This is a genomic window from Nocardioides salarius, from assembly GCF_016907435.1.
GTDB classification, from domain to species: Bacteria; Actinomycetota; Actinomycetes; order Propionibacteriales; family Nocardioidaceae; genus Nocardioides; species Nocardioides salarius.
This window is the reverse complement of the sequence record NZ_JAFBBZ010000001.1, coordinates 2,301,475-2,326,971: the sequence shown is the minus strand read 5'-3', so window position 1 is coordinate 2,326,971 and position 25,497 is coordinate 2,301,475. Positions and strand designations below refer to the sequence as shown.

The 25,497-nt window shown below is 73.3% G+C and carries 23 protein-coding genes; 11 read left to right on the top strand and 12 right to left on the bottom strand.

The window, feature by feature from the left end; all coding sequences use genetic code 11:
* Positions 1 to 18: 18 nt before the first annotated feature.
* From JOE61_RS11150 to JOE61_RS11110, 9 genes are all read left to right on the top strand, one after another.
* Complete coding sequence (locus JOE61_RS11150) at positions 19 to 1,620, top strand: molybdopterin-dependent oxidoreductase (protein WP_193669515.1); 1,602 nt, start codon at positions 19 to 21, stop codon at positions 1,618 to 1,620.
* Positions 1,621 to 1,747: 127 nt separating this feature from the next.
* Entirely contained in the window at positions 1,748 to 2,401 is a 654-nt protein-coding gene (locus JOE61_RS11145; protein WP_193669514.1) for a fasciclin domain-containing protein, read from the top strand.
* Between the two features lie 38 nt (positions 2,402 to 2,439).
* Positions 2,440 to 3,048, top strand: coding sequence for an ECF RNA polymerase sigma factor SigK (gene sigK, locus JOE61_RS11140; protein WP_307822947.1), 609 nt, complete (start codon positions 2,440 to 2,442; stop codon positions 3,046 to 3,048).
* Positions 3,045 to 3,773: an anti-sigma factor gene (locus JOE61_RS11135; protein WP_307822946.1), complete on the top strand. Its 729-nt coding sequence runs from the start codon at positions 3,045 to 3,047 to the stop codon at positions 3,771 to 3,773. Before sigK ends, JOE61_RS11135 begins: the two co-directional genes overlap by 4 nt.
* 1 nt (position 3,774) lies before the next feature.
* Complete coding sequence (locus JOE61_RS22515) at positions 3,775 to 5,823, top strand: FAD-dependent oxidoreductase (protein WP_193669513.1); 2,049 nt, start codon at positions 3,775 to 3,777, stop codon at positions 5,821 to 5,823.
* Positions 5,820 to 7,094: a class I SAM-dependent methyltransferase gene (locus tag JOE61_RS11125; RefSeq protein WP_193669512.1), complete on the top strand. Its 1,275-nt coding sequence runs from the start codon at positions 5,820 to 5,822 to the stop codon at positions 7,092 to 7,094. The genes JOE61_RS22515 and JOE61_RS11125 overlap by 4 nt, the downstream gene beginning before the upstream one ends.
* The gene (locus tag JOE61_RS11120; RefSeq protein ID WP_193669511.1) at positions 7,091 to 8,371 is read left to right on the top strand and encodes a class I SAM-dependent methyltransferase; all 1,281 of its coding nucleotides are present in this window, start codon (positions 7,091 to 7,093) and stop codon (positions 8,369 to 8,371) included. The genes JOE61_RS11125 and JOE61_RS11120 overlap by 4 nt, the downstream gene beginning before the upstream one ends.
* Before the next feature lies 1 nt (position 8,372).
* Entirely contained in the window at positions 8,373 to 9,188 is an 816-nt protein-coding gene (locus JOE61_RS11115; RefSeq protein ID WP_193669510.1) for a DUF1295 domain-containing protein, read from the top strand.
* Between the two features lie 81 nt (positions 9,189 to 9,269).
* A complete protein-coding gene (locus JOE61_RS11110) occupies positions 9,270 to 9,839 on the top strand; it encodes a protein-L-isoaspartate O-methyltransferase family protein (RefSeq protein WP_193669509.1) in 570 nt (189 codons plus the stop codon).
* Positions 9,840 to 9,843: 4 nt separating this feature from the next.
* Here JOE61_RS11110 and JOE61_RS11105 read toward each other — a convergent pair whose 3' ends face one another.
* Positions 9,844 to 10,686 carry an SDR family NAD(P)-dependent oxidoreductase gene (locus tag JOE61_RS11105; RefSeq protein WP_204797219.1) on the bottom strand — a complete coding sequence of 281 codons (843 nt, stop codon included), beginning with the start codon at positions 10,684 to 10,686 and terminating at the stop codon, positions 9,844 to 9,846.
* A gap of 166 nt (positions 10,687 to 10,852) precedes the next feature.
* Complete coding sequence (locus JOE61_RS11100) at positions 10,853 to 11,212, bottom strand: P-loop NTPase family protein (RefSeq protein ID WP_193669508.1); 360 nt, start codon at positions 11,210 to 11,212, stop codon at positions 10,853 to 10,855.
* Positions 11,213 to 11,458: 246 nt separating this feature from the next.
* Between JOE61_RS11100 and JOE61_RS11095 the strand changes: the two genes are divergently transcribed.
* On the top strand, positions 11,459 to 12,229 hold the full coding sequence (locus JOE61_RS11095; RefSeq protein WP_227491914.1) for a tyrosine-protein phosphatase: 771 nt from the start codon (positions 11,459 to 11,461) through the stop codon (positions 12,227 to 12,229).
* Here the strand turns inward: JOE61_RS11095 and JOE61_RS11090 are convergent.
* From JOE61_RS11090 to JOE61_RS11050, 9 genes are read right to left on the bottom strand one after another with little or no spacing between them, the layout of a single operon-like run.
* Complete coding sequence (locus JOE61_RS11090) at positions 12,186 to 13,295, bottom strand: YihY/virulence factor BrkB family protein (protein WP_307822944.1); 1,110 nt, start codon at positions 13,293 to 13,295, stop codon at positions 12,186 to 12,188. The genes JOE61_RS11095 and JOE61_RS11090 overlap by 44 nt on opposite strands.
* Positions 13,296 to 13,317: 22 nt before the next feature.
* Positions 13,318 to 14,484, bottom strand: a complete 1,167-nt coding sequence (locus JOE61_RS11085; RefSeq protein WP_193669506.1) for an acyl-CoA dehydrogenase family protein — start codon at positions 14,482 to 14,484, stop codon at positions 13,318 to 13,320.
* A complete protein-coding gene (locus tag JOE61_RS11080) occupies positions 14,481 to 16,418 on the bottom strand; it encodes an acetyl/propionyl/methylcrotonyl-CoA carboxylase subunit alpha (RefSeq protein ID WP_193669505.1) in 1,938 nt (645 codons plus the stop codon). The genes JOE61_RS11085 and JOE61_RS11080 overlap by 4 nt, the downstream gene beginning before the upstream one ends.
* Before the next feature lie 8 nt (positions 16,419 to 16,426).
* Complete coding sequence (locus JOE61_RS11075; RefSeq protein ID WP_193669504.1) at positions 16,427 to 17,995, bottom strand: acyl-CoA carboxylase subunit beta; 1,569 nt, start codon at positions 17,993 to 17,995, stop codon at positions 16,427 to 16,429.
* A complete protein-coding gene (locus tag JOE61_RS11070) occupies positions 17,992 to 18,474 on the bottom strand; it encodes an SRPBCC family protein (protein WP_204797218.1) in 483 nt (160 codons plus the stop codon). Before JOE61_RS11070 ends, JOE61_RS11075 begins: the two co-directional genes overlap by 4 nt.
* Positions 18,471 to 19,616 (bottom strand): acyl-CoA dehydrogenase family protein, encoded by a 1,146-nt coding sequence (locus JOE61_RS11065; RefSeq protein ID WP_307822943.1) that lies wholly within the window; start codon positions 19,614 to 19,616, stop codon positions 18,471 to 18,473. Before JOE61_RS11065 ends, JOE61_RS11070 begins: the two co-directional genes overlap by 4 nt.
* The gene (locus JOE61_RS11060) at positions 19,613 to 21,379 is read right to left on the bottom strand and encodes an acyclic terpene utilization AtuA family protein (protein ID WP_193669503.1); all 1,767 of its coding nucleotides are present in this window, start codon (positions 21,377 to 21,379) and stop codon (positions 19,613 to 19,615) included. Before JOE61_RS11060 ends, JOE61_RS11065 begins: the two co-directional genes overlap by 4 nt.
* Complete coding sequence (locus JOE61_RS11055; RefSeq protein WP_193669502.1) at positions 21,376 to 22,176, bottom strand: TIGR03084 family metal-binding protein; 801 nt, start codon at positions 22,174 to 22,176, stop codon at positions 21,376 to 21,378. The genes JOE61_RS11060 and JOE61_RS11055 overlap by 4 nt, the downstream gene beginning before the upstream one ends.
* Complete coding sequence (locus JOE61_RS11050) at positions 22,173 to 22,808, bottom strand: TetR/AcrR family transcriptional regulator (RefSeq protein ID WP_227491879.1); 636 nt, start codon at positions 22,806 to 22,808, stop codon at positions 22,173 to 22,175. The genes JOE61_RS11055 and JOE61_RS11050 overlap by 4 nt, the downstream gene beginning before the upstream one ends.
* Positions 22,809 to 22,877: 69 nt before the next feature.
* Between JOE61_RS11050 and JOE61_RS11045 the strand changes: the two genes are divergently transcribed.
* A complete protein-coding gene (locus tag JOE61_RS11045; RefSeq protein WP_193669501.1) occupies positions 22,878 to 24,113 on the top strand; it encodes an MFS transporter in 1,236 nt (411 codons plus the stop codon).
* Between the two features lie 7 nt (positions 24,114 to 24,120).
* On the opposite strand, the gene JOE61_RS11040 is transcribed toward JOE61_RS11045, so the two are convergent.
* Positions 24,121 to 25,428 (bottom strand): HNH endonuclease signature motif containing protein, encoded by a 1,308-nt coding sequence (locus JOE61_RS11040; RefSeq protein ID WP_193669500.1) that lies wholly within the window; start codon positions 25,426 to 25,428, stop codon positions 24,121 to 24,123.
* Positions 25,429 to 25,497 lie beyond the last annotated feature (69 nt).

Genomic DNA, 25,497 nt, shown 5'->3' with positions numbered 1-25,497 from the left:
CCGCTCCGAACCACCTCCATGGCCACCTCCACGTCCGACCGCACCCCCGACCCCGGCGCCTCGCCCCGACCGCCGCGATCAGAGCGGATCGCCGGCACCGCCCTGTGGGCCGGCCTGGGCGTCGTCTCCACCCTGCTGGGCATGGCCGCGGCCCACCTCGTCGCCGCCGTGACCACTCCCTCGTCGTCGCCGGTGCTGGCCGTCGGCTCGCAGGTCATCGACCTGACCCCCACCCCGCTGAAGGAGTGGGCGATCCGCCAGTTCGGCGCCGCCGACAAGATCATCCTGGTCGGCTCCGTCGTGCTGGTCGTGCTCGTCCTGGCCGGGGTGGCGGGCGTGCTGGCCCGCCGGCGCCTGGCGCTGGGCGCCGGCCTGCTGGTCGCCCTGGTCGCCCTGGCCGCGGCCGCCGCCGTCGTGCAGGGCAGCGTCACCGAGCTGCTGCCCAGCCTGGTCGCCGCCGTCACCGGCGTCGCGTCGCTGTGGTGGTTGCACGCCAAGGCGTCCGCCACCAGCGCGGCCGAGCCCGGCCAGCCCCGCCAGCCCCGCGAGGCGGGCACCGGCGCGAGCCGCCGGGGCGTCCTGGTCGCCGCGGGCGCCCTCGCCGCCGCGGCCGCCGTGCTGGGCGGAGCGGGTCGCTTCATCACCGGCCTGCGCAGCGGCAACGTCGACATCGCCCTGCCCGACCCGGCCTCGCCGGCCGACCCCTTCCCCCAGGGCCTCGAGGGCCAGGTGGAGGGCATCACCCCGCTGCGCATCGACAACGCCGACTTCTACCGCGTCGACACCCGCCTCGACACCCCCGTGATCGACCAGGACAGCTGGACGCTGACCATCGACGGCGACGTCGAGCGCGAGATCACGCTGACCTTCGACGACCTGCTCGAGATGGACCTGATCGAGCGCGACATCACCATGACGTGCGTCTCCAACAGCGTCGGCGGCGAGTTCGTCGGTGGTGCGCGCTGGCTCGGGGTGCGCCTGACCGACCTGCTCGACATGGCCGGCGTCGGCGACACCGCCGACCAGATCTACTCCACCGACTTCGACGGGATGACCATCAGCACCCCGCTCGACCTGGCCACCGACGGGCGCGACGCCATGATCGCGATCGGGATGAACGGCGAGGCGCTGCCGCGCGCCCACGGGTTCCCGGCCCGGATGATCGTGCCGGGCCTCTACGGCTTCATCAGCGCCACCAAGTGGATCACCCGCATCACCTTGACGACCTACGCCGAGAAGTCGGCGTACTGGACCGACCGCGACTGGGCCACCGACGCCCCGATCAAGGTCTCGACCCGCATCGACACCCCCAACGCGCTCGAGGAGCTGCCGGTGGGCGAGAACGTCATCGGCGGTGTGGCCTGGGCCCAGCAGAAGGGCGGCGTCGACAAGGTGCAGGTGCGCATCGACGGCGGCGCCTGGCAGGACGCCGAGATGGGTCCGTCGGTCAACAACGACTACTGGCGCCAGTGGTTCTACCGCTGGGACGCCAGCGAGGGCGGCCACACCGTCGCCGCGCGCGCCATCAGCGGCGACGGCACCACCCAGACCCCCGCTCGCGCCATGCCCTTCCCGGAGGGCGCGAGCGGCATCCAGGAGCTGCGCGTCACCGTCACGTGACGCGTGCGTGACCCGGCTCACAGCAGATCCGCACGATCTGCCCCCATCCGGCCAATCCGGGCCCGGGGCAGCACCGAACAACCAGTGTCCAGCCACCAAGTTCAGCCAACGAAAGGCACGATCCCCCATGAAGAACACCACCTTCAAGCGCACCGGCGCCCTGGCCGCCACGGCCCTCACCCTCTCCCTCGGCCTCGCCGCCTGTGGCGACGACGCCGACGAGACCAGCACCGCGTCCGAGGACACCAGCTCCGAGACCACCGACGAGCCCACCGAGGAGGAGACCGCCGAGGCCTCCGCCGGCGACCAGACCTTCGGTGACGCCTGCTCGGCCGTGCCGCAGGACGGTGCCGGCTCCTTCGACGGCATGGTCCAGGACCCGGTCGCCACCGCCGCCAGCAACAACCCGCTGCTCGGCACCCTGGTGACCGCGGTGGGCGAGGCCGACCTCGTCGACACCCTCAACGGTGCCGAGGCCCTGACGGTCTTCGCTCCCACCGACGACGCGTTCACGGCCATCCCGGAGAAGGACCTCAACGCGGTCCTCGCCGACAAGGAGACCCTCACCGCGATCCTCACCCACCACGTCATCGGCGAGCAGCTCGACCCCGAGGCCGTCGTGGGCGAGCAGGACACGCTCAACGGCGACACCCTCACCATCGAGGGCGACACCGACGGCATGACCGTCCAGAACGGCGACACCCCGGCGAACGTGCTGTGCGGCAACATCCCCACCGCCAACGCCACCGTGTACGTCGTCGACGCCGTGCTGATGCCCTGATCTTTCGCGACTGAGCATCAACGCGAGAAGATCAGCACGTGACTGAGCCAAGGCTGACCGTCGCCGGGGACCCCGAGGGGTCCCCGGCCGGCGGGGCCGCGCCCCCGGACCTCGCAGATCTCCTCCGTTCCTCCGCCAAGGGGGACCAGCAGGCGTTCGCGCAGCTCTACGACGCGGTCGCCTCCCGGGCCTTCGGCCTGGTGCTCCGGGTCGTGCGCGACCCGGCCCAGAGCGAGGAGGTCCTCCAGGAGGCCATGCTCGACGTCTGGCGCCAGTCGGCCAGGTTCGACCCCGACCGCGGGAGCCCGCTGTCGTGGTTGCTCACGATCGTGCACCGCAAGGCCGTCGACCGGGTCCGCTCGGCCGAGGCGTCCACGCGGCGCGACACCACGTACCACCAGCACAACCAGCCGGTCGAGCACGACTCGACCGCCGAGGCGGCCCACGCCTCGATGGAGGCCCGCCGGGTCCGCGAGGCCCTCACGACGCTCACCCCGGTGCAGCGCGAGGCCCTCGAGCTGGCCTACTTCGGCGGCTACACGCACACCGAGGTGGCCAGCATGCTCGACCTTCCGGTCGGCACAGCCAAGACACGAATACGCGACGGACTGATCCGCTTGCGAGACACGATGGGAGTAGGCCAGTGAACGACGTCCACGCGCTCTCCGGCGCCTACGCCGTCGACGCCCTCGACGACATCGAGCGGATGCACTTCGAGCGGCACCTCGCCGAGTGCGCCGAGTGCCGCCACGAGGTCGACTCGCTGCGCGAGGCCTCCGGCGTCCTGTCCGAGGTCGCCCCGGTCGCCCCGCCGGCGGCGCTGCGCGAGCGGCTGCTCGCCGACGTCGCCACCGTGCGTCCCCTGCCCCCGCTGGTGCAGGAGGTCCGCCGGACCCGTCGATTTCCGGTTCTGGTCGCCGCCGCAGCTGCAGTGGTAGCACTCCTCGGCGTCGGCGGCGTCGTCGCCGTCACCCAGCCGTGGGAGGACTCCTCGGTGCAGGAGGCCGGCGAGGTCGTGGCGACCCCCAAGGCGGTCACCCAGGTCCTCCAGGCCGAGGACGCCGAGACCGTCACCCGCACCTTCGACGACGGCGCCAAGGCCACCGTGACCCGATCGGTCTCGCTGGGCCAGGCCGTCATCGTCACCGAGGACATGGCCGACCCCGGCGAGGGCCTGGTCTACGAGCTGTGGCTCCAGCGCGACGGCCGGATGAAGGCCGCCGGGTTCATGCCCAAGGGTCCCGACAACGTCGTGCTGCTCTCCGGCGACGCCGCCACCGCCGAGGCGGTCGGCATCACCGTCGAGCCGGAGGGCGGGTCCACCACCCCGAACTTCGAGTCGGCCATCGTCATCGACTTCGCGAAGGCCTGACGTGGCCGGTCCCACCCCGGCTGCGCCCCGACGGGTCGCGGTGGTCGGCTCCGGCGTGGCCGGGCTGACCGCGGCGTACGTCGCCTCGCGCACCGCCCACGTCACGCTCTACGAGGCCGACGACCGGCTCGGCGGGCACGCCGACACCCACCGGGTGCCCGAGACCCGGCCCGACGGCAGCCAGCACGAGCTGGGCATCGACACCGGCTTCATCGTGCACAACCGCCGCACCTACCCCACGCTGCTGCGTCTCTTCGCCGAGCTCGGCGTGCCCACCCAGCAGTCCGAGATGTCGATGTCGATCCGCGACGACGACTCCGACCTCGAGTGGGCCGGCGCCCTCGGGCGCCGCGGGGTGGTCCCCTCGCGGGGCCACCTGGCGCGCCCGGCGTACCTGCGGATGCTCACCGAGATCCCCCGTTTCCACCGCCGGGCCCGCGCCCTGCTCGCGGCCACCGACGAGCGGGGGCGCAGCGACGAGCGGACGCTGCGCGAGTTCCTCGCCGACGGCGGCTTCAGCGACTTCTTCGTGCGCCACTTCATGGAGCCGATGGTCGCCGCGGTCTGGTCGTGCGACCCGGAGGTCTCGCTCGAGTACCCCGCGCGCTACCTCTTCAGCTTCCTGCAGCACCACGGGATGCTGAGCATCTTCGGCTCGCCGACCTGGCGCACCGTCACCGGCGGCTCGCACACCTACGTGCAGCGGGTCGGGGCGGCGCTCCAGGACGTGCGGCTCGGCACCAAGGTCACCTCGGTCCTCGAGACGCCCGGTGGCGTCGAGGTCACCGACGGCAACGGTGCCACCGCGTCGTACGACGCCGTGGTGCTGGCCACGCACCCCTCGCAGACCCTGGCGATGCTGGCCGAGCCGACGCCGCTGCACCGCGAGCTGCTCGGCGCGATGCCCTACTCGCCCAACACCGCGCTCCTGCACACCGACACCTCGGTGCTGCCGCGGCTGCACGGCACCTGGGCGTCGTGGAACTTCCTGCGCCCCTCCGACGCGCAGGAGCGCCCCGACGGTGTCGAGGGCGTCGTGGTCACCTACGACCTGACCCGCCTGCAGCGCCTCGACACCGACACCCACTACCTGGTCACCCTCGGCGGCGAGCACCTCGTCGACCCGGCCACGGTGATCGACCGGATGGAGTACGAGCACCCGCTCTACACCCCCGCCTCGGTCGCCGCCCAGGCCCGCCTCGGCGAGCTCGACACCGACCGGGTCGCGCTGGCCGGCGCCTACCACGGGTGGGGCTTCCACGAGGACGGCGCACGGTCGGGGCTGCGGGCCGTCGAACGACTGGGCCTGACCTGGCCCGAGCAGGCGACCGCGGCCGACGTCGAGGCCGGCGTCATCTACGAGACCACCATCCGCCACCAGCGCCGCACGCCGTTCAGGCGCGCGTTCACGCACCACTCGCACACCTGGCTGGTCGACCTCGACGACCTGCCCGACCACAAGTCCACGTCGTGGCTGCGCGGCTCCTTCGAGGCCCGCGACCACCTGGGCTCCCCCGACCGCAGCATCCGCGAGAACGTCGAGCACTTCCTCGACCTGCAGGGCGTCACGCTGCGCCGCGACACCCGGGTGCTGATGGCCGCGCAGCCGCGGGCGTTCGGCTACTGCTTCAACCCGATCACCGTCTTCTGGGCGCTCGCGCCCGACGGCGGGGTCGAGGCCTGCGTCGTCGAGGTGCACAACACCTACGGCGACCGGCACGCCTACCTCGTCCAGCCCGACGAGCAGGGCCGCGCCCGCACCGGCAAGGCCATGTACGTCTCGCCGTTCCACGGCACCGACGGCCACTACGAGCTGGCGGTGCCGGTGCCCGGCGAGAGCCTCGACATCGCCGTGACCCTGCACTCCGACGGCGACGCACGGTTCAGCGCGTCGCTGACGGGGAAGCGGAGCACCAGCAGCGCCCTGCGCGCCGCACCCGCCGCCCTGCGAGGATCCGCGCTGATCCGGCTGCACGGGGTGTGGCTGTGGCTGCGCCGACTCCCGATCCGACAGCGACCCGCGCACCACCAGGAAGGCGTCTCGCGATGACCATGACCCCGTCCCGACCCACCAGCCCGCCGCATGCGGAGCGCTGGCCCGGCCTCGACGTCGTCCCCTCCGGACCCCGCGCCCGCGTCTCCGCGGCCATCGCCCAGCGGCTCTTCGTCGCCGCGGTGAGCCGCCTCGACGTGACCGTGCACCTCGACCTCCCCGAGGGCCGGCGCACCATCGGCCGCGGCGGCCCCGAGATGACCGTGCACCGCCCCGACGAGCTGTGGGCGCGCGTAGGCCGCCACCAGCTCATCGGCTTCGGCGAGGCCTACCTCACCGGCGCCTGGGACGCACCCGACCTGGGTGGCTTCCTGACGGTGCTGGCCGCCGAGATCCAGCACCTGGTGCCGCAGAACCTGCAGAAGGCCCGAGCCCTGGTCGTCAAGCGGCCACCGAGCTGGATGCGCTCGAGCAAGTCGAACAGCCAGCGCAACATCGCGCACCACTACGATCTGTCCAACGACCTGTTCGAGCTGTTCCTCGACCCGACGATGAGCTACTCCTCGGCGCTCTTCGAGACCAGCCCCGCCGCCGCGCGGGCCGAGGACCTCGAGGCCGGGCAGGCCAACAAGATCGAGCGGCTGCTCGACCGCGCCGAGGTCGGCGCGGGATCACGGGTCCTCGAGATCGGCTCCGGCTGGGGCGAGCTCGCGATCCGCGCCGCGCGCCGCGGCGCCTCGGTGCGCACCATCACGCTCTCGGTCGAGCAGCAGCACCTGGCCCAGGCCCGCATCGAGGCCGCCGGCCTGGGCCACCTGGTCGACGTGGAGATCTGCGACTACCGCGACGTCACCGGCGAGTACGACGCCGTGGTCTCGGTGGAGATGATCGAGGCGGTGGGCCACGACTACTGGGCCGAGTACTTCCGCACCATCGACAAGGTCCTGGCGCCGGGCGGGGTGGTGGCGATCCAGGCGATCACGATGCCGCACGACCGGATGCTGGCCACCCGCAACACCTACACCTGGATCCACAAGTACATCTTCCCCGGCGGGCTGCTGCCCTCGGTGTCGGTGATCGAGCAGATCACCCACGAGCAGACCTCGCTGCGCCTGGTCGAGCGCCAGGCCTTCGGCCAGCACTACGCCGCCACCCTGCGGCTGTGGGACGACGCCTTCCTCGGCTCGCCCGACGAGGTCGCCGCCCTCGGCTTCGACGAGGTGTTCGTGCGGATGTGGCACTTCTACCTCGAGTACTCCCGTGCCGGCTTCGCCTCGGGCTACATCGACGTCAACCAGCTGGTCCTGTCGCGTCCGGAGGACTCGTGAACGGCGTCGCGCAGCGGCTGGCCCTCGCGCTCGAGCCGTTCCTGCGCGGGCCGCTCCCGGTGCGCCTGGTGGCCTGGGACGGCTCCGCGACCGGCCCGGCCGACGGCTCGGTGCCGACCGTCGAGCTGCGCAGCCCCGACGCCGTACGCCGCCTGCTGTGGCACCCGGGCGAGCTCGGGGCCGCCCAGGCCTACGTCACCGGTGAGCTCGACGTGCCCGAGGTCGACGGCTGGGACCTCGACTCGGCGCTGACCCACTCCTTCGCGGTCGCCCGCGAGCGCGGCCTCTCCGGCGTGCGCCCCTCCCCGCGCGCCCTGGTCGAGGCCGTGCGCACCGCCGCCGGCCTGGGCGTCCTGGGCCGCCCGCCCGCCAACCCGGCCTCGCAGGCGCGGGTCCGCGGCCGGCTGCACTCCAAGGTGCGCGACCGCTCGGCGATCTCGTTCCACTACGACCTGTCCAACGAGTTCTACTCGTTGATCCTCGAGCCGCAGATGGCCTACTCCTGCGGCTACCACTCCTCCCCCGAGCAGTCCCTCGAGGACGCGCAGCGCGCCAAGCTCGACCTGGTGTGCACCAAGCTCGGCCTCGAGCCCGGCATGCGCTTCCTCGACGTGGGCTGCGGGTGGGGCTCGCTGTCGCTGCACGCCGCCGAGCACTTCGGCGCGCAGGTGACCGGCGTGACCATCGCCGCGGAGCAGAAGAAGTTCATCGACGCCCGGATCGCCGAGCGCGGCCTGGGCGACCGGGTCGAGATCCGGCTGCAGGACTACCGCGACGCGGTGCCGGCCCCGGGCCAGGAGTACGACGCGGTCGGCTCCCTGGAGATGGGCGAGCACGTCGGCCAGGGCAACTACCCGACGTACGCGAAGGTGCTGCACGACGCGGTCCGCCCCGGTGGGCGGGTGCTCGTGCAGCAGATGTCGCGCGCGGGCAGGTGGCCCGGCGGCGGACCGTTCATCGAGAGCTTCATCGCCCCCGACATGCACATGCGCCCCGTCGGCGAGACCGTCGGCCTCCTCGAGGCCGGTGGCCTCGAGGTGCGCGACGTGCACGCGCTGCGTGAGCACTACGTGCTCACGGTGGCGGGGTGGCTCGAGCGCTTCGAGTCCAACGTCGAGGTGCTCACCAAGCTCGTGGGCGAGGAGGTCGTGCGCGTGTGGCGGCTCTACCTCGTCGGCGGCGCGATGGCCTTCCGCGACGGCCGGATGGGCGTCGACCAGGTCCTGATGGTGCGCCCGGGCGGCACGCACACCCTGCCGTCTGTACGAGACTGGTGACATGGACACCGCGACTGCCCTGACCGTCTCGCTGCTGGCCGGGCTGGCCTGCGTCGTGGTGGTGATGACCGCGACGGCGCTGCGGGCCCGCCGGCTCGGGGTGGTCGCGGTCGTCGACGTCGCGTGGGGCCTCGGCTTCGTGGTGGTCGCCCTGGTGACCGCGCTGGTCGGTCTGGGCGCCGACGGGGCCGACTGGCACCGCTGGCTGGTGCTGGCGATGGTCGCGGCGTGGGGCGGCCGGCTCGCCTGGCACGTGCGCAGCCGCGCGCTCGGCGCCCACGGCGGCGAGGAGGACCCCCGCTACCGGGAGATGCTCGGCGGCTCGCTGCAGGAGGTCGGGATCGGCACCGCGGTGCGCCGGGTCTTCCTGGTGCAGGGCGTGGCCCAGTGGTTCGTCTCGGTGCCGGTCGCGGTCGGCGCGGTGCTGGCGCTCGAGCACGCGTGGGTGCTGGTGCTCGGTGTCGTGGTCTGGGGCGTCGGGCTGGTCTTCGAGGCGGTGGGCGACCGCCAGCTGAACGACTACATGTCGCGCCCGCGAGACGAGCGCCCGCCGGTGATGGACCAGGGCCTGTGGGGCTGGACCCGCCACCCGAACTACTTCGGCGACGCCTGCGTGTGGTGGGGCCTGTGGCTCGCCGCGGCCGCCTCGACCGGCTGGGTCGCCGCCCTGGCCACCGTGCTGTGCCCGGTCGCGATGACGCTCTTCCTGCGCAACGTCACCGGCGCCAAGCTGCTGGAGAAGAAGATGAGCCAGCGCGACGGGTGGGACGAGTACGCCGCCCGCGTGCCGATGTTCTTCCCCCGCCCCCCGCGCTGACCCGGCCCACATCTCGCGCTGACCCGGCCCGGACTTCGCGTCGAGCCGGCCCGGACTTGCGCTGCTGGGGACAATGGCAGCATGCCGTCGACGTCCGACCAGGTGGCAGAGGCGATGCGGGTCGTGGCCCGCGGCGACTACCTGCCGCCGGGCCAGCGCGACCGCGCCGGGGACGACGCCCCGGTGCAGATCGGCCACGGCCAGACCAACAGCCAGCCCCGCACGGTCGCCGACATGCTGCGCCTGCTCGACCCGCGCCCGGGCGACCGGGTGCTCGACGTGGGCTGCGGCTCGGGCTGGACCACCGCGCTGCTGTCGTGGCTGGTGGGCCCGTCGGGGACCGTGCTCGGTGTCGAGCTCGAGCCCGCCCTGGTCGAGATGGCCCGGGGCAACCTCGTGGCGCGGCAGGTGCCGCGGGTGCGGGTCGAGCAGGCCGACCCCGACCGGCTCGGCCGGCCCGCGGAGGCGCCGTACGACGCGATCCTGGTCTCGGCCGAGGCTCGCGAGCTGCCGCAGCCGCTGCTCGACCAGCTCGCCGACCCGGGCCGGATGGTGGTGCCGGTCGCGGGCGAGATGGTGCTCGTCGAGCGTCGGGACGGCCGCGACCACCTCACCCGGCACGGCCGCTACCGGTTCGTGCCCCTGAGGTAGCGCCTCAGGCGAGGCCGGTGAGCTGGGCCGAGCGCTCCCACAGCCCGTCGATGAGGCTCTGGTCGCGGGCCTGGCGGCTCTCGCGGCCGTCGATGGTGAAGCGGCTGAAGTAGCGACCGTCGATCTCGGGGTCGGGGCCCCGGTGGGCCAGCGCGACCAGGGGCGCGGCGCCGTCGGCCACGGTGATGGTCGCGAACCGCTTGAGCGGCGAGCGGTAGAGCAGGCCGACCAGCCACGAGTCGCGGCCGAACGAGCTGCCGACCGGCCCCGGGTGCACCGCCACCGAGCGGATCGCGTCGTCGGCCCAGCGCTGGGTGATGCCCCGGGTGAAGAGGATGTTCATCAGCTTGCCCGTGCCGTACGCCGGGAACTCGATCGCGCGGCGGCGCTCGTAGTCGAGGTCGTCGAGCACGACCCGGCCCATCAGGTTGGCGATGCTCGAGGTGTTGACGACCAGCGAGCCGCCGGCCGCGGCGAGGCGGGGCCGCAGCAGCTGGGTGAGCAGGAAGGGCGCCAGGTGGTTGACCTGGAAGTTGGGCTCGTGGCCGTCGTGGGTGCGCCGCGCGGGCGAGAAGGTGCCGCCGGCGTTGTTGAGCAGCAGGTCGAGGCTGCCGACCCGCTCGCCGACCTGCTCGGCCAGGCGGCGTACGTCGTCGAGGCGGGAGAAGTCGGCGACCAGCGGCTCGGTGCCGACCGCCTCGGCCACCGGCCGCAGCTTGTCGGCGCTGCGCCCGGTCACGTGCACCGTGGCCCCCTCGGCGGCCAGCACCCGCGCCGCCTCCGCGCCGATCCCGTCGCTCGCGCCGGTCACCAGGACCGTGCGGCCCGCCATCGTCTGCTCAGTCATGGCTCGAGCCTAGTGAGACGACCAACGTCACCGTTGGTCGAGCAGGGAGGAGCGCCAGCGACGAGCGACGCCGAGACCCCGCAAGCACCGCGCCCACCGCAACCACTCGTCGTACGCCATGGACTCACCCGGTTCCGGCGACGCTCGAGCCTTCGGCCCTCGCTGCTCAACCAACGTCCGCGGCCGGCCGACCGTCGACGCCCTGCAGCCAGCGCCTCACCTCGGCCCGCGACCCCAGGCGTACGACGACCGGCGGGTGCGGCGCCGCGGCCACCAGCTCGGCGATCCTCGCCCGCTCGGTCGACCGGAACCTCAGCACCGAGACCAGCAGCTCCCACGACACCCGCTCCCGCCACCCCTCGGGGACGTCCGGCCGATTCTGGCCCCGACCCCAGCGGCGGGCCACGACACCGCGCAGCGCCGTGCGCGTGGGGTGGTCGAGGTGCACCACCAGGTCGGCCGCGGCGATGCGCTGCGCCAACGTCGAGGCGTAGTGGCCGTCCATCACCCAGCGCGGCTGCGTCACCAGCTCCTCCACCACGTGCCGGCGCCAGCGCGGCCGGTCGTCGGCGTAGCCGTGCGCCGGGTCGTGGAACAGCCGGTCGAGTGCACGACCGGGAGGCCGAGCCGGGCGCCCAGCTCGGCCGCGATCCGGGACTTCCCCGTGCCGGGCGAGCCGACGACGAGGATGCGCGAGCAGGCCATCGCCCCATCCTGCGGCACCCGCCCCCCGGGTGGGGCGCCACCTGGCAGGATTCCGGGCGTGAGCGAGATGTCCCCCGGCGAGACCGGCGACCTGGGCCACGAGCTGGTGCGGCTGGCCTCCGCCGACAACTTCCGCGACCTGGCGGGCCCCGGTCACCGCACCGCGGACGGCGCGCCGCTGCGTCCGGGGGTGCTCTACCGCTCCAACGAGCTGCAGCTCAGCGACGCCGACGTGCACCGGCTAGGTGCCCTGGGGCTCGGGGAGATCTTCGACCTGCGCGAGCAGCACGAGGTCGACGCCCACCCCGACATCGAGGTGGCCGGCGCCAGCTGGCACCACCTGCCGGTGCCGGGCATCCCGATGGACCAGGTGGTGGCGCTGTCGAGCCGCGAGGAGGCCGACGAGGCGATGCGCGCGGTCTACCGCGGCTTCGTCGACGACGAGCTGGCGCGGGTGAGCTTCGCCGAGCTGCTGACCCGCCTGGCGGCGGGCGCGGCGCCCCAGGTCTTCCACTGCACCGCCGGCAAGGACCGCACCGGCTGGGCCTCCGCGCTGCTGCTGCGCCTGGCGGGGGTCCCCGAGGAGGCGGTGCTCGCCGACTACCTGCGCACCAACGAGGTCAACGGCACCCGCGAGAAGTACCTCGCGATGGTCGCCGAGCACCTGGGCCCCGAGAAGGTCCCGGTCTACGAGAGCGTCATGGTCGCCGAGGCCGGCTACCTCGCGGCCGCCGACGAGCGGGTGCGCGCCGAGCACGGCGACCACGCGACGTACGCCGTCGAGGGGCTGGGCCTCAGTCGCGAGACGGTGGCGGCGCTGGTGGCGCGTCTGCGCTAGACCCCGCACCGGATCCCGCACCGGGCGCCGGTACGTCGAGCACGGTCGTGGGCGGCTGGCGGCGCAGCTCGTCGGGGTCGGGCGGCGCCGGTTCGTCCTCGCTGAACTGCACGTCGATGACCTCGTTGACCTTGTGCCGCTGCGAGCGCACGTAGTAGGCGTAGGCCCGCTTGTCGGCGGAGGTAAGGTCGACCTTGTCGATGAAGAGTGTCAGCAGCGCGCGCGGGTAGAGTCGGCGCGCCAGCACGACGTTGACCTCCATCCCGATCACGCCCATCACCGCCGCGATGTAGATCAGCCCGACCAGGCCCAGCACCAGCGCGAACGTGCCGTTCATGCCGTCGGTCTCGCTCAGCACCGCGGTGACGTAGAGCGTGCCGAGCCACTGCAGGCCCTGCCAGAAGGCGGCCACCACGAAGGCGCCGGGCGCGGCCTGGCCCACGCTGAGCCGCCGGGCCGCGGCCAGCCGGAACAGCGCCGTGAGCACCGCGCCGACCAGCAGCATCGTGACCAGCCGCACCACCCAGCGCAGCGACCCGTCGACGCTCACGCCGAGCATGTCGGTCTCCGAGCCGAGCGCCGAGACCACCGAGACGCCCAGCACGGCGACGCCGGCGGAGGCCAGCAGCACCAGGCTCTTGAGCCGCAGCACCACGGGGTTGGGCCGGTTGTGCCGCGGCACCGCCCAGGCGATGTTCTGCGCGTTCTGCAGCGCCTGGCCCAGCCCGAGGGCGCCGTACGTCGCGGTGAGGGCACCGACGACGACCGCCGTCGTGGAGCCGCTGAGGCCCTCGGGGCGCCCCAGCTCGTCGCCGATGATCGGGAACTGGCGCAGCGCCGAGCTGAGCACCGCCTCCTGCAGGCCCGGGTTGCCCTGCAGCAGGAAGCCGAGGATCGAGGTGGCCAGCAGCAGCAGCGGGAAGATCGCGATGAACCCGTAGTAGGTGATGATCGCGGCCAGGTAGGGGCCCTGGTCGTCGACGTACTTGTAGAAGACCGCGAGCGGCACGGAGACGGGCGGGAAGCGTCGTTGGAACCGGTCGGCACCGTCCAGGACTCTTCCCACCCGCCCCACGCTAGTTGGTCGGCTAGTAGGACTTCGGCAGCCCCAGCGAGTGCATGGACACGAAGTTGAGGATCATCTCGCGGCTGACCGGCGCGATCCGGCCCACGCGGGTGGCCACCAGCAGCCCCGCCATGCCGTACTCCTGGCTCGCGCCGTTGCCGCCGTGGGTCTGCACGGCGCGGTCCACGACGTCGCAGGCGGCCTCCGCGGCGGCGTACTTGGCCATGTTGGCGGCCTCGCCCGCAGCCATCTCCTCACCGGCGTCGAGCAGGGCGGCGGCCTTCTGGTTCATCAGCCGCGCCATCTCGATCTCGATGTGGCTCTGCGCCAGCGGGTGCGCGATCGCCTGGTGGGCGCCGATCGGCTGGCCGAAGACCTCGCGCTCCTTGGCGTACGCCGTCGCCTGGCGCAGCGCGTAGCGGGCCAGGCCCAGCGAGAAGGCCGCCGCCATGATCCGCTCGGGGTTGAGCCCGGCGAAGAGCTGCACGAGCCCGCCGTCCTCATCGCCCACGAGCGCGTCGGCCGGCAGCCGCACGTCGTCCATGAACACCTGGAACTGGTTCTCGGGGCTGACGATCTCCATCGGGATCGCGTTGGCCTCGAAGCCCTCGGCGTCGGTGGGCACCACGAACAGGCACGGCTTGAGCTTGCCGGTGCGCGCGTCCTCGGTGCGGGCCACCACCAGCACGTTGTCGGCCTCGTCGATGCCCGAGATCCAGATCTTGCGGCCGTTGAGCACCCAGCCGTCGCCGTCGCGGCGCGCAGTGGTGGTGATGTTGTGGGTGTTGGTGCCGGCGTCGGGCTCGGTGATCGCGAAGGCCATCGTGCCGGTGCCGTCGCACAGCCCGGGCAGCCACTTCTGCTTCTGCTCCTCGGTGCCGTAACGGGCGATGATGGTGCCGCAGATCGCGGGGCTGACCACCATCAGCAGCAGCGGGCAGCCCTGCGCCGAGAGCTCCTCGCAGACCGCGGCGATGTCGCCGATGCCGCCGCCCCCGCCGCCGTACTCCTCGGGGATGTTGATGCCCAGGTAGCCGTTCTTGGCGATCGCCATCCACAGGTCGGTCGTCTTGCCGCCGGAGCGGGCCTTCTCGACGAAGTAGTCGCGCCCGTAGGTCGCGGCCAGCTTGGCGACCTGCTTGCGCAGCTCCTGGCGCTCCTCGGTCTCGGTGAACGCGTGCGTGCTCATTGCTTCTCCTCCACTACTGCCAGGACCTCTCCGGCCGCGACCTGCGAGCCGGGTCGTACGTCGAGCGTGACCACCACACCGTCGGTGGGAGCGCTGACCGTGTGCTGCATCTTCATCGCCTCGAGCACCAGCACCGGATCACCGGCGCCGACCTCGTCGCCCTGGGCGACCAGGACCTTCACGACGCTGCCGGGCATCGGCGCCAGCAGGCTGCCGCTGGCGACCGCGTCGGCCGGGTCGGTGAAGCGCGGCACCCGCACCAGGCGCAGGTGCCCGCGCGGGGAGTCGACGTCGACGACCGCGCGGTGGGTCGGGCCGCTCAGCGCCACGTCGTACGTCGTGCGCACGCCGTCGCGCTCGAGGCTCACGGCCGTGGCGCTCACCGAGACCACGCGGAAGCCCTCGACGCTGTAGCCGTCGCGACCGCCCCACCACTGCACCACCACCGACTCGTCGGCGCCGGGCGCCTCGAGCTCGGTGCGCTGCGGCGCGGAGACCACGTTGCGCCAGGCGACCGGGGCGCCGTGCTGGACGGTGCGCTCGGCGCGGGCGCGCTCGGCCAGGGCCAGCGCGGCGGCGACCGGCGCACCCGGGTCGGCCTCGGCCCCGGCGAACACGTCGGGGTGCTCGGCGAGGAAGCCGGTGCTGACCCGGCCCGCGACGAAGTCGGGCTCGCGCAGCGCCGCGACCAGCAGGTCGCGGTTGGTGACCAGGCCGTGGATCCGGGCCCGCGAGAGGACGCCGGCCAGCCGCCGGGCTGCGGCCTCACGGGTCGTGGCGTGCACGACCACCTTGGCCAGCATGGCGTCGTAGTGGGTGGAGACGACCGAGCCGCTGGCGAATCCCGCGTCGACGCGCACCCCCGGCTCCTCGCCCAGCGCGCCGGGGATCTCGAAGCGGCTCAGCACGCCGCTCTGCGGCTGGTAGTCGGCGGCGGGGTCCTCGGCGTAGAGCCGCACCTCGATGGCGTGGCCCCGCGCGGGCGGCACCTCGGGCAGGCCGTGGCCCTCGGCGACCGCGAGCTGCTGCTCGACCAGGTCGAGGCCGTGCACCAGCTCGGTGACCGGGTGCTCGACCTGCAGGCGGGTGTTCATCTCGAGGAAGAAGAACCGCTCGGTGGCGGGGTCGTAAAGGAACTCCACGGTGCCGGCGCCGCGGTAGTCGATCGCGGTCGCGGCGGCCACGGCGGCCTCGTGCATGGCGGCGGCGACCTCGGGGCGCAGCCCCGGGGCCGGCGACTCCTCGACGACCTTCTGGTGGCGCCGCTGCAGCGAGCAGTCGCGCTCGCCGACGGCCACCGCGCCGCCGCGGCCGTCGCCGAGCACCTGCACCTCGACGTGGCGCCCGGCCTCGACGTACGTCTCGACGAAGACGGTGCCGTCGCCGAACGCGGAGGCGGCCTCGGCCTGCGCGGCCGCCACCTCGCCGGGCAGGTCGGCCAGGGTGCGCACGATGCGCATGCCGCGCCCGCCACCGCCGGCGGAGGCCTTGACGATCAGCGGCAGGTCGGCCTCGGTGGCGGTCTCGACCGTGTGGTCGGTGAGCACCGGGACCCCGGCGGCCTCCATCAGCTTCTTGGACTCGATCTTCGAGCCCATCTGCTCGATCGAGGCGGGGGCCGGGCCGACCCAGGTCAGCCCGGCGGCCTCGACGGCACGGGCGAAGTCGGCGTTCTCGGAGAGGAAGCCGTAGCCGGGGTGGATCGCGTCGGCGCCCGCGGCCCGGGCGGCCTCGAGCACCAGGTCGGCGCGCAGGTAGGTCTCGCCCGGCGCGTTGCCGGGCAGCCGCACGGCGGCGTCGGCCTCGGCGACGTAGGGCAGGGCGGCGTCGGCGTCGGAGTGCACGGCGACGGTCTCGATGCCCAGCGCCCGGCAGGTCCGGAAGACCCGCGAGGCGATCTCGGCCCGGTTGGCGACCAGCAGTCGATTGATCATGGACGCGCTCACATTCGGAAGACGCCGTAGCCGGCGGCGCCGGTCCAGGGCTGGTTCTCGATGACGGACAGGCAGATGCCCAGGACGGTGCGCGTGTCGCGGGGGTCGATGACCCCGTCGTCGTAGAGCATCCCGGAGAGGAAGTGCGGCAGCGACTGCTCCTCGACCGAGGACTCGATGAAGGCGCGCATGCCCGCGTCGGCCTCCTCGTCGTACGTCGCCCCCTTGGCCTCGGCCGCGGCGCGCGCCACGATCGAGAGCACGCCGGCAAGCTGGGCGGGGCCCATCACCGCCGACTTCGCCGAGGGCCAGGTGAAGAGGAAGCGCGGGTCGTAGGCGCGCCCGTTCATGCCGTAGTTGCCGGCGCCGTAGGAGGCGCCGAGCACCACGGTCAGGTGCGGCACCGACGAGTTGCTGATCGCGTTGATCATCATCGCGCCGTGCTTGATGATGCCGCCCTGCTCGTACTCCTTGCCGACCATGTAGCCGGTGGTGTTGTGCAGGAAGAGCAGCGGGGTGTCGGACTGGTTGGCCAGCTGCACGAACTGGGCGGCCTTCTGGGCCTCCTGGCTGAACAGCACGCCCTGGGCGTTGGCCAGGATGCCGATCGGTCGGCCGTGCAGGCGGGCCCAGCCGGTGACCAGCGAGGTGCCGTAGAGCGGCTTGAACTCGTCGAAGGCCACCGCGTTGCCCGGCCCCGCGCCGTCGCAGACCCGCGCGATCACCTCACGCGGGTCGAAGGGCTCCTTGAGGTCGGCCGGCACGAGGTCGAGCAGCTCCTCGGGGTCGGCGTCCGGCTCGGCGTACGCCGCCGGCGCGGGCCGGGGCCGGCGCCCCAGGCGGGCCACGATCCGCCGCCCGATCCGGATGGCGTCGCGCTCGTCCTCGGCGAGGTAGTCGGCCAGCCCGGAGGTGCGCGCGTGCATCTCGGCGCCGCCCAGCGACTCGTCGTCGGACTCCTCGCCGGTGGCCATCTTGACCAGCGGCGGGCCGCCGAGGAAGACCTTGGCCTGCTCCTTGACCATCACGGTGTAGTCGCTCATGCCGGGCACGTAGGCGCCGCCGGCGGTGGAGTTGCCGAAGACCAGCGCGACCGTGGGCTGCTTGCGGGCGCTGGCCCGGGTCAGGTCGCGGAAGAGCTTGCCGCCCGGGATGAAGATCTCCTTCTGGGTCGGCAGGTCGGCACCCCCCGACTCGACCAGCGAGACCGTCGGCAGCCCGTTCTCCTCGGCGATCTGCGCGGCCCGGAAGATCTTCTTGACCGTCCACGGGTTGCTCGCGCCGCCCTTGACGGTGGGGTCGTTGGCGGTGATCACGCACTCGACGCCCTCCACGACCCCGATGCCGGTGACCACGGAGGCGCCGACGGTGAAGTCGGAGCCCCAGCCGGCCAGCGGCGAGAGCTCGAGGAAGGCCGAGCCCTCGTCGACGAGCAGCTCGATGCGCTCGCGCGGCAGCAGCTTGCCGCGGGTGTGGTGGCGTGCGACCGAGCGCTCGCCCCCGCCCGCGACGGCCTTGTCCTGCTCCTCGGCCAGCGACGACAGCTTCTCCAGCATCGCCTCGCGGTTGCCGCTCATGACTCCACCACCTGCTTCATCCTCTCCAGCGTCGTGCGCATGCCGTTGGCGTTGGTGCGCCGGCGCAGTCGGCCGAGCACCAGCCAGTAGGCCCGGAACGGCAGCGCGGCGGAGAGCCGGAAGTACTCGGTGACCCGCGAGCCGCCCGCGCCGTCGGGCTCGATGCGGTAGCCCCAGCTGTTGACCGTCACGTCGTCGGTGCCGACGCTGAACTCGAAGAGCCGCGGCTCCTCGCAGGCCGTGACCTGGCAGGGCGTCCAGTACGTCGGCCCCACGCCGTTGCGCTTGACGTGGCCCTTGAAGCTGGCGCCGACCTCGGGGCCGGTGGAGCCGCGGGTCCAGCGCGCCTCGAAGGTCTCGGGCGAGAACTCACCGATCCGGGTCACGTCGCTGACCAGCGCCCACACCTCCTCGGGCGGGGCCGCCATCGCGACCGTGACCTCGCCGGTCATCGGGGGTACGAGTCGGTCCAGGATCATCGGCTCTCGCCTCTCGTGGGTGCGTAGCCCAGCAGCTTGGCCGCGAGGTCGGTGAGGACCTCGGTGGCGCCGCCGCCGATGGGCAGGATGCGGGCGTCGCGGTAGTGCCGCTCCACCTCGGTGCCGTGCATGTAGCCGGTGCCGCCGTGCAGCTGCACCGCCTGGTCGCAGACGTACGTCGCCGCGTCGCAGGCCGTCTGCTTGGCCAGGCAGGCCTCGGCCACGCTCGCGCCGCGCTCGACGACGGCGCGGGTGTAGGTGCGCGCCACCTCGACCTGGCGGTGCATCTCGACCAGCTTGTGGCGCACCACCTGGTTGGCCACCAGCGGCCTGCCGAAGGTGTCGCGCTCGCGGCAGTAGGCGGCGGTCAGCTCGAGGCTGCGCGCGGCGATGCCGTAGGCGTGCACCGCCAGGGCGATCCGCTCGGAGACGAACTGCTCGGCGATCTGGTAGAAGCCCGAGCCCTCGGCGCCCACGAGGTTGCCCACCGGCACCCGCACGTCGACGTACGACAGCTCGGCGGTGTCGGAACAGTGCCAGCCCATCTTGCGCAGCGAGCGGTCGACGGTGAAGCCGGGCGTGCCGCGCTCGACGACGAGCAGGCTGACGCCGGCGTGGCCGGGCTGGCCGGTGCGCACCGCGGTGGTCACGAAGTCGGCGCGCACGCCCGAGGTGATGAAGGTCTTGGCGCCGTTGACGACGTAGTGGTCGCCGTCGCGGACGGCCGTGGTGCGCAGGCCGGCGACGTCGGAGCCGCCGCCCGGCTCGGTGATCGCCAGGGAGCCGATCAGCTCGCCGGCCAGCGTGGGCCGCACGAACCGGTCGACCAGCGCGTCGGCGCCGGCCTCGCCGCGGCCGGCGGCCGCGACCATGTGGGGCAGCGCGATGCCCGAGGTGAACAAGCCGGCGAGCAGGCCGCTGGAGGCGCCGGCCGAGAGCATCCCCTCCTGCAGGTCGACGGTGTCGAGCATCGAGCCGGCCTCGCCGCCCACCTCGGTGGGGAAGGCCAGGCCGAGCAGCCCCTGCTTGGCGGCGGCGGCGTGCAGCTCGCGCGGGATGGTGCCGGCGTCCTCCCACTCCTGCAGGTGGTCGACGACCTCCCGGCGGGCGAACTCGGCACCGAGCTCGTGGATCTCGCTCACAGCAGTCCCTCCTGGATGTGCACCGAGCGGGCCCGGGCCCACTCGCCGAGGCCCTTGGCCTGCGGGTCGAAGCGGGTCGAGGCGGCCACCCCGCGCCCGAGCAGCCCCTTGATGACGACGTTGACCGCGCCGAGGTTGGGCAGCACGTGCACCTCGATCGCCTCGTCGGGCAGCGCGGCGGTCTCGGGCAGCAGCTCCCGGACCTTGCGCGGGCTGATGATCTTGGCCAGCCAGGTCACCCGGGCGGCGTACTTGTCGTCGGGGCCGTCGTGGGAGACCCACAGGCCCAGGTTGGCGTCGCCGCCCTTGTCGCCGGAGCGGGCGTGCACGAAGGTGCCCAGCGGCAGCCGGCGGTTGAGGGTGTCGGCGGGCGCGGGGTACGGCGAGGGGCGCAGGCCCAGCGTGTGGTCGGCCTCGGCGTACGCCGTCGGGTCGGGCACCCTCTCGCGGGTGCCGTCGGGCAGCACCACGACGTGCTCGACGGCCGAGCGGTCGACGTACGCCGCGCGGTAGACGCCGTAGGGCGTGGGGGCCGCGGGCGGGCCGGTCATCGTGAAGCCGGGGTAGGAGCCGAGGGCGAGCTCGACCGCGGGGCCGGTGAACGCCTTGGCGACGGGGCCCTGCTCGGGGTCGGTGACGGTGCAGCGCAGCAGCACCGAGGCGCCCTCCTCGGTGTCGGCGTCGGCGGCGGGCGCGGTGGGCCGGCTCCAGGTGACCTCCTGGGCGGTGAGCCGTGGCGAGAGCTGCTCGCGCACCCAGTCGGCCTTGGCCTCGACGTCGAGGCCGGTGAGGACCAGCTCGACGGTGTTGCGCCACCCGCCGAGCTCGTTGACGCAGACCTTGAGCTGCTCGGGCGGTGCCTCGCCGACGACGTCGCTGACCCGCACCCGGTCGGGGCCGACCTGCTCGAGGCGCACGGTGTCGAGGTGGGTGGTGACGTCGGGGCCCAGGTAGCGGGTGGACTGGATCTCGTAGACCAGCTGGGCGGTGACGGTGTCGACGGTGACCGCGCCGCCGGTGCCGGCGTGCTTGGTGATGGTCGAGGAGCCGTCGGCCTCGATCTCGGCGACGGGGAAGCCGAGCGGCTGCGAGAGGTCGACGCCGGCCGCGGCGAGCGAGCGGAAGCCGCTGAAGTTGCCGCCGGTGGCCTGGGTGCCGCACTCGAGCACGTGGCCGGCGACCACGGCGCCGGCGAGCTCGTCGTGCTGGTCGGCGCTCCAGCCGAAGTGGGCGGCGGCGGGGCCGACGACCAGGGAGGCGTCGGTGACGCGGCCGGTGACCACGACGTCGGCGCCGGCGGTGAGGGCGCGGGCGATGCCGAAGCCGCCGAGGTAGGCGTTGGCGGTCAGGGCGCCGTCGAGGCCGAGCTCGGCGGCGCGGGCGCGCAGGTCGTCGCCCTCGACGTGGGCGACGGCGACGTCGAGGCCCAGGCCCTGCGCGACCTCGCGGACCTTGGCGGCGAGCCCGGCGGGGTTGAGGCCGCCGGCGTTGGAGACGATCCGGGTGCCGCGCTCGAGCGCCAGGCCCAGACAGTTCTCGAGCTGGCGCAGGTGGGTGCGCGCGTAACCGAGGGACTCGTCGCGCATCGTGTCCTTGCCGAGGATCAGCATGGTCAGCTCGGCGAGGTAGTCGCCGGTGAGGACGTCGAGGGTGCGCCCGTCCTCGAGGCTGCCCTCGAGCATCTCGCGCATCGCCGAGATCCGGTCGCCGTAGAAGCCGGAGCAGTTGCCGACCAGCAGTGTCGGCGCGAGCGTGCCCGTCATCGCTGCTCCCGCCCGGGGCCGGCGGGGCCGGCGAAGGCCTGCGCGATGGTGAGCCAGTGCTCGGCGTCGGCGCCGGTGGCGACCAGGTCGGTGTCGTCGCGGTGCACGCGCTGGGTGACGAGCAGGCAGAAGTCGTACGCCGACCCGGTCACGGTCTGGGTGGCCTCCTCCGGCCCCCAGGCCCAGGTCTGCCCCGAGGGCGAGACGAGCTGCACGCGGAACGGCTCGGCGGGCGGCTGCTGCTCGTGCACGGAGTAGGCGAAGTCGCGGGTGCGCACACCGAGATGGGCGACGTGGCGGACGCGGTCGGTCGGCTCGTGCCGCTGGTCGAGGGCGTCGTACACGTCGAGGGAGTGCGCCCAGGTCTCCATGAAGCGGGCGGTGCCCATCGAGGTCGGCGACATCGGCGGGCCGAACCAGGGCATCTTCTCGCCGGCGGGCACCTCGCGCAGCGCGATGGTCAGCTCCTCACGGGCCTTGCCCCAGCGGGCGAGCAGGGCCTCGGGGGCCAGGCGGGCCACCTCCTCGGCGGCGGTGTCGACGAAGCCGGCGGGGTCGGCCATCGCGGCGAGGACGACCTCGTCCCAGGCGACCTTGCCCTCGGGGGTGTGGCTGCGGGCCGCCAGGGCGGCGACCTCGTCGGTCCAGGCCAGGTGGGCGACCTGGGTGGCCACGCTCCAACCGGGGGCCGGGGTGGGCGTGGCCCAGCCGTCGGCGTCGAGCCCGGCGACGGTCGACCAGAGCTGGTCGCCCTCCGCGCGCAGGTCGCCCAGCAGGGCCTCGAGCAGGTCACTCATCGCGTTCTCCTCGTGAGGGTGGTGTCGAGCGTGTCGGCCCAGCGGTCCAGGATTCGGGCACGGCGGGCGGCGTCGTCGGTGACGGTGTTGGCCAGGCCGAGGCCGCGGACCAGGTCGAGGGTGGCCTGCACCAGCTCGCGGACGCCGTCGACGGACTCGTCGGCGTCGAGCAGGTCGACGGTCAGGCGGTGGGTGTCGCGGCCGACCCGCTGCTCGAGCGGACCGACGGAGGCGTGCAGGCCGGGGTCGGTGCGGGCGGCCACCCACAGCTCGAGGGCGGCGACGAAGACCGGGGAGGTGAAGTGGTCGGCGAGCACCTGCAGCACGCCCCGGGTGCGCGGCACGTCGGGCGGCAGCGCGGTCGCGGCGGCGGCCAGCTCGGCGCCGCGCACCTCGGTGAGGTGCTCGACGGCGGCGACGACCAGGTCGTTCTTGGTCGGGAAGTGGTGCAGCTGGGCCCCGCGGCTCACCCCGGCCCGCTCGCTGACCAGCGTGGTCGTGGTGCCGGCGAAGCCGCGCTCGACCAGCAGCTCGACGGTGGCGTCGAGGAGCCGCGCCCGCATCAGCCGGGTGCGCTCGCCCTGGGGCACACGGGTGGGGGCGCTGGTCACGAGCACAGCCTGGTGGCTCATCAACAAACAGTCAAGCCTGACTTTTGTTGACCAGGGCGCCGGCGCCAGAAGTGGGCTTTACTTTTCCGGGTGAGCACCCGCCTGTCCCCGCTCGCCACCCCCGCCTTCCGCTACTTCTTCATCGGCCAGGTCGTGAACCGCGCGGGGTCGTCGATGTCGGGCGTGGCGCTGGCGTTCGCCGTGCTCGCGATCAGCGACTCGGCGGCCGACCTGGGTGTGGTGCTCGCGGCGTGGAGCGTGCCGTCGGTGGTGTTCATGCTGCTGGGCGGCGCGATCGCCGACCGGCTGCCGCGGGCGGTCGTGCTGCGCGGGTGCAACCTGGTGCTGGGCGTCGCGCAGGGACTGACGGCCTTCCTGGTCGTCACCGGCCTGGCCGAGGTGTGGCACCTGGCCGTCCTGCAGTTCGTGGCGGGCACGGTCTTCGCGGTGAGCTACCCGGCGTTCCTGGGCATGGTGCCGATCCTGCTGCCGGTCGCGGAGCGCAAGGCCGCCTTCCTGCTCATCGGACAGGCGTCGAGTGCCGTGGGCATCCTGGGCCCGGCACTCTCGGGATTGCTGGTCGCGACCGCCGGCCCGGGCTGGGCGCTGGGCTTCGACGCGGCGACGTACGTCGTGGCGGCGGGGTTCCTGTCGCTGGTGCGACTGCCGCCGGGCGATCGCAGCGGCGCCGCGACGAGCGTGCTGGGCGACTTCGTGGCGGGGTGGAGCTTCGCGCGTCAGCTCGGCTGGGTGATCCCGGCGGCGTCGGCGTCGCTGGTGTTCAACGCGCTCGTCAGCGGCGCCATCGGGGTGCTCGGCCCGAGCATCGCCGACGACACGATCGGCAGCACGGGCTGGGGCCTGGCCCGCTCGGGCCAGGCGGTCGGCGTCTTCGTCGCGGCGTTCTTCCTGGCCCGCGTCAGCCTGAAGGTGCCGCTGCGCACGATCATGATCACCTTCCCGATCTGGTGCCTGCCGATGCTGGTGCTCGGCACCCACGTGAGCACCTGGCTGCTCACCGCCTCCTTCGTCATCGCCGGCGCGGCGCTGAGCCTGCTCGACCTGGCCTGGAACATGACGGTGCAGGAGAAGGTGCCCGAGGCGATGCTGTCGCGGATCATGTCGATCGACGGGTTCTTCTCCTTCGTCGCCACGCCCATCGGCCAGCTCGCCGTCGGGCCACTGGCCCTCGCTTTCGGGGCCGGCCGGGTGCAGCTGGGCTGCTTCGCCCTGGCCGTCCTGGTCGGCGCGGTCGCCGCCACCCGGCGCACCGTCACCGACGTCCGGCTCACCGGCGCGGAGCCCGAGGCGACCGGCCGGACCTGAGCAGGGGTCAGCGCCCGGTCAGCTCGAGGGTGCCGAGGGTGGTGACGGCGTAGCTGTGCCCGTGGTGGTCGCGCCAGAGGTAGTCGCCGTGGTCGGTGCGCTCATAGGTCCAGTAGTCGTGGGTCTTGGCGCGGTGGTGGTGTCGGCACAGTGGCGCGAGGTTGCCTGGATGGGTCTGGCCGGGTGGGCCGCCGAGGTGGAGCGGGATGTAGGGGGTGATGTGGTCGAGGTCGCAGCGCGGGGAGCCGGTGTCGCAGAACGGGAAGACGCAGTGGGTGTCGCGGCGGGTGACCAGGTCGCGCATCCAGCGGGGCGGGTCGTGGTCGTCGATCGCGTCGACCCGTGCCATGTCGAGGACCGGCAGCACGCTGACCGAGGCTGCGCCTGCGAGCCAGTCGCGGATCTTCGCCACCGTCGCGGGGCCGAGGCCGAGCACCTGACCGACCTGCGTCGTGTCGGCCGCCAGGTCCTCGGTGGTGATGTCGATGGCCAGCCGCACCCGAGGCCGGGGTGCACCGAGGCCGTCGAGCACGACGCCGAGTGCCTCGACCTGCCGCACCCCGAGCCCCGGGTCGAACTCGGGGTCGACCCCGGGATCGGCGGGCGGGGCGGTGGTGTCGGTGATCAGGTCGTGCAGGCGCTGCAGGGTGGGGGTGTCGCCGGTGATGCCGAGCCAGGAAGTGCCGGCCCACTGCCCGCCCTCCCCGGGGCGGCGGTGGCGCAGGGTGATGCCCCACTCGTGGGTCTGGGCGTGTTCCTCGGCGACCTCGAGGCTCTCGGGGTCGAACAGGGCGGCTGCGTCGGCGACCGCCCGGTCGATGCGCGTCGGACCCACGGAGTCCACCACCGGCGCCAGCACGGTGTCGACGTGCGCGGCCGCCTCCGGGGAGAGCCCTTGGGTGGCTTTCGCGACCCGACGCGCGCGCCACAGCGCGACGTCGAGGGACTCCACCCGGGCGTGGATCTTCGGCAACCGGTGCCGCAGCTCGAGCGCCTCGGCCATCAGGCTGGTGGTCGCCGCCGGCGACATCCGCATCACCGCGGCCAGCTTCTCGGCCGAGAACTCCGCGACCGCAGGCACCCCCTCGCCGCCGATCCAGGCGTCGCAGTCCCAGACCCGCTCCTGCTCGCCCCACGAGAGCCGGCTCTCGTCGTCGATGGCGGGGTTCAGGTCGCACCAGCGCAGCACCACCCGCAACCGACGCCGCTCGGCCCTGCGGACCTCCGCCTCGGCCTCGTGGGCGAAGTCGAGCAGCCACTCAGCGTCGAGGTCGTCGACCTCGAGGGGCTGGCCGTGGCTGTCGGTCTCGATCATGACCCGATTCTACTCGAACACACGTTCGAGCACAAGGGTCGATCGGCCACTGGGGACAGGCCCTGGGAG

Coding starts and splice junctions, on each gene's coding strand:
- JOE61_RS11095 (WP_227491914.1), top strand. CDS start 11,459: ATGTCCCCCGGCGAGACCGGCGACCTGGGCCACGAGCTGGTGCGGCTG.
- JOE61_RS11040 (WP_193669500.1), bottom strand. CDS start 25,428: ATGATCGAGACCGACAGCCACGGCCAGCCCCTCGAGGTCGACGACCTC.
- JOE61_RS11110 (WP_193669509.1), top strand. CDS start 9,270: ATGCCGTCGACGTCCGACCAGGTGGCAGAGGCGATGCGGGTCGTGGCC.
- JOE61_RS11055 (WP_193669502.1), bottom strand. CDS start 22,176: ATGAGTGACCTGCTCGAGGCCCTGCTGGGCGACCTGCGCGCGGAGGGC.
- JOE61_RS11070 (WP_204797218.1), bottom strand. CDS start 18,474: ATGATCCTGGACCGACTCGTACCCCCGATGACCGGCGAGGTCACGGTC.
- JOE61_RS11080 (WP_193669505.1), bottom strand. CDS start 16,418: ATGATCAATCGACTGCTGGTCGCCAACCGGGCCGAGATCGCCTCGCGG.
- JOE61_RS11060 (WP_193669503.1), bottom strand. CDS start 21,379: ATGACGGGCACGCTCGCGCCGACACTGCTGGTCGGCAACTGCTCCGGC.
- JOE61_RS11150 (WP_193669515.1), top strand. CDS start 19: ATGGCCACCTCCACGTCCGACCGCACCCCCGACCCCGGCGCCTCGCCC.
- JOE61_RS11125 (WP_193669512.1), top strand. CDS start 5,820: ATGACCATGACCCCGTCCCGACCCACCAGCCCGCCGCATGCGGAGCGC.
- JOE61_RS11050 (WP_227491879.1), bottom strand. CDS start 22,808: ATGAGCCACCAGGCTGTGCTCGTGACCAGCGCCCCCACCCGTGTGCCC.
- JOE61_RS11115 (WP_193669510.1), top strand. CDS start 8,373: ATGGACACCGCGACTGCCCTGACCGTCTCGCTGCTGGCCGGGCTGGCC.
- JOE61_RS11085 (WP_193669506.1), bottom strand. CDS start 14,484: ATGAGCACGCACGCGTTCACCGAGACCGAGGAGCGCCAGGAGCTGCGC.
- JOE61_RS11105 (WP_204797219.1), bottom strand. CDS start 10,686: ATGACTGAGCAGACGATGGCGGGCCGCACGGTCCTGGTGACCGGCGCG.
- JOE61_RS11075 (WP_193669504.1), bottom strand. CDS start 17,995: ATGAGCGGCAACCGCGAGGCGATGCTGGAGAAGCTGTCGTCGCTGGCC.
- JOE61_RS11145 (WP_193669514.1), top strand. CDS start 1,748: ATGAAGAACACCACCTTCAAGCGCACCGGCGCCCTGGCCGCCACGGCC.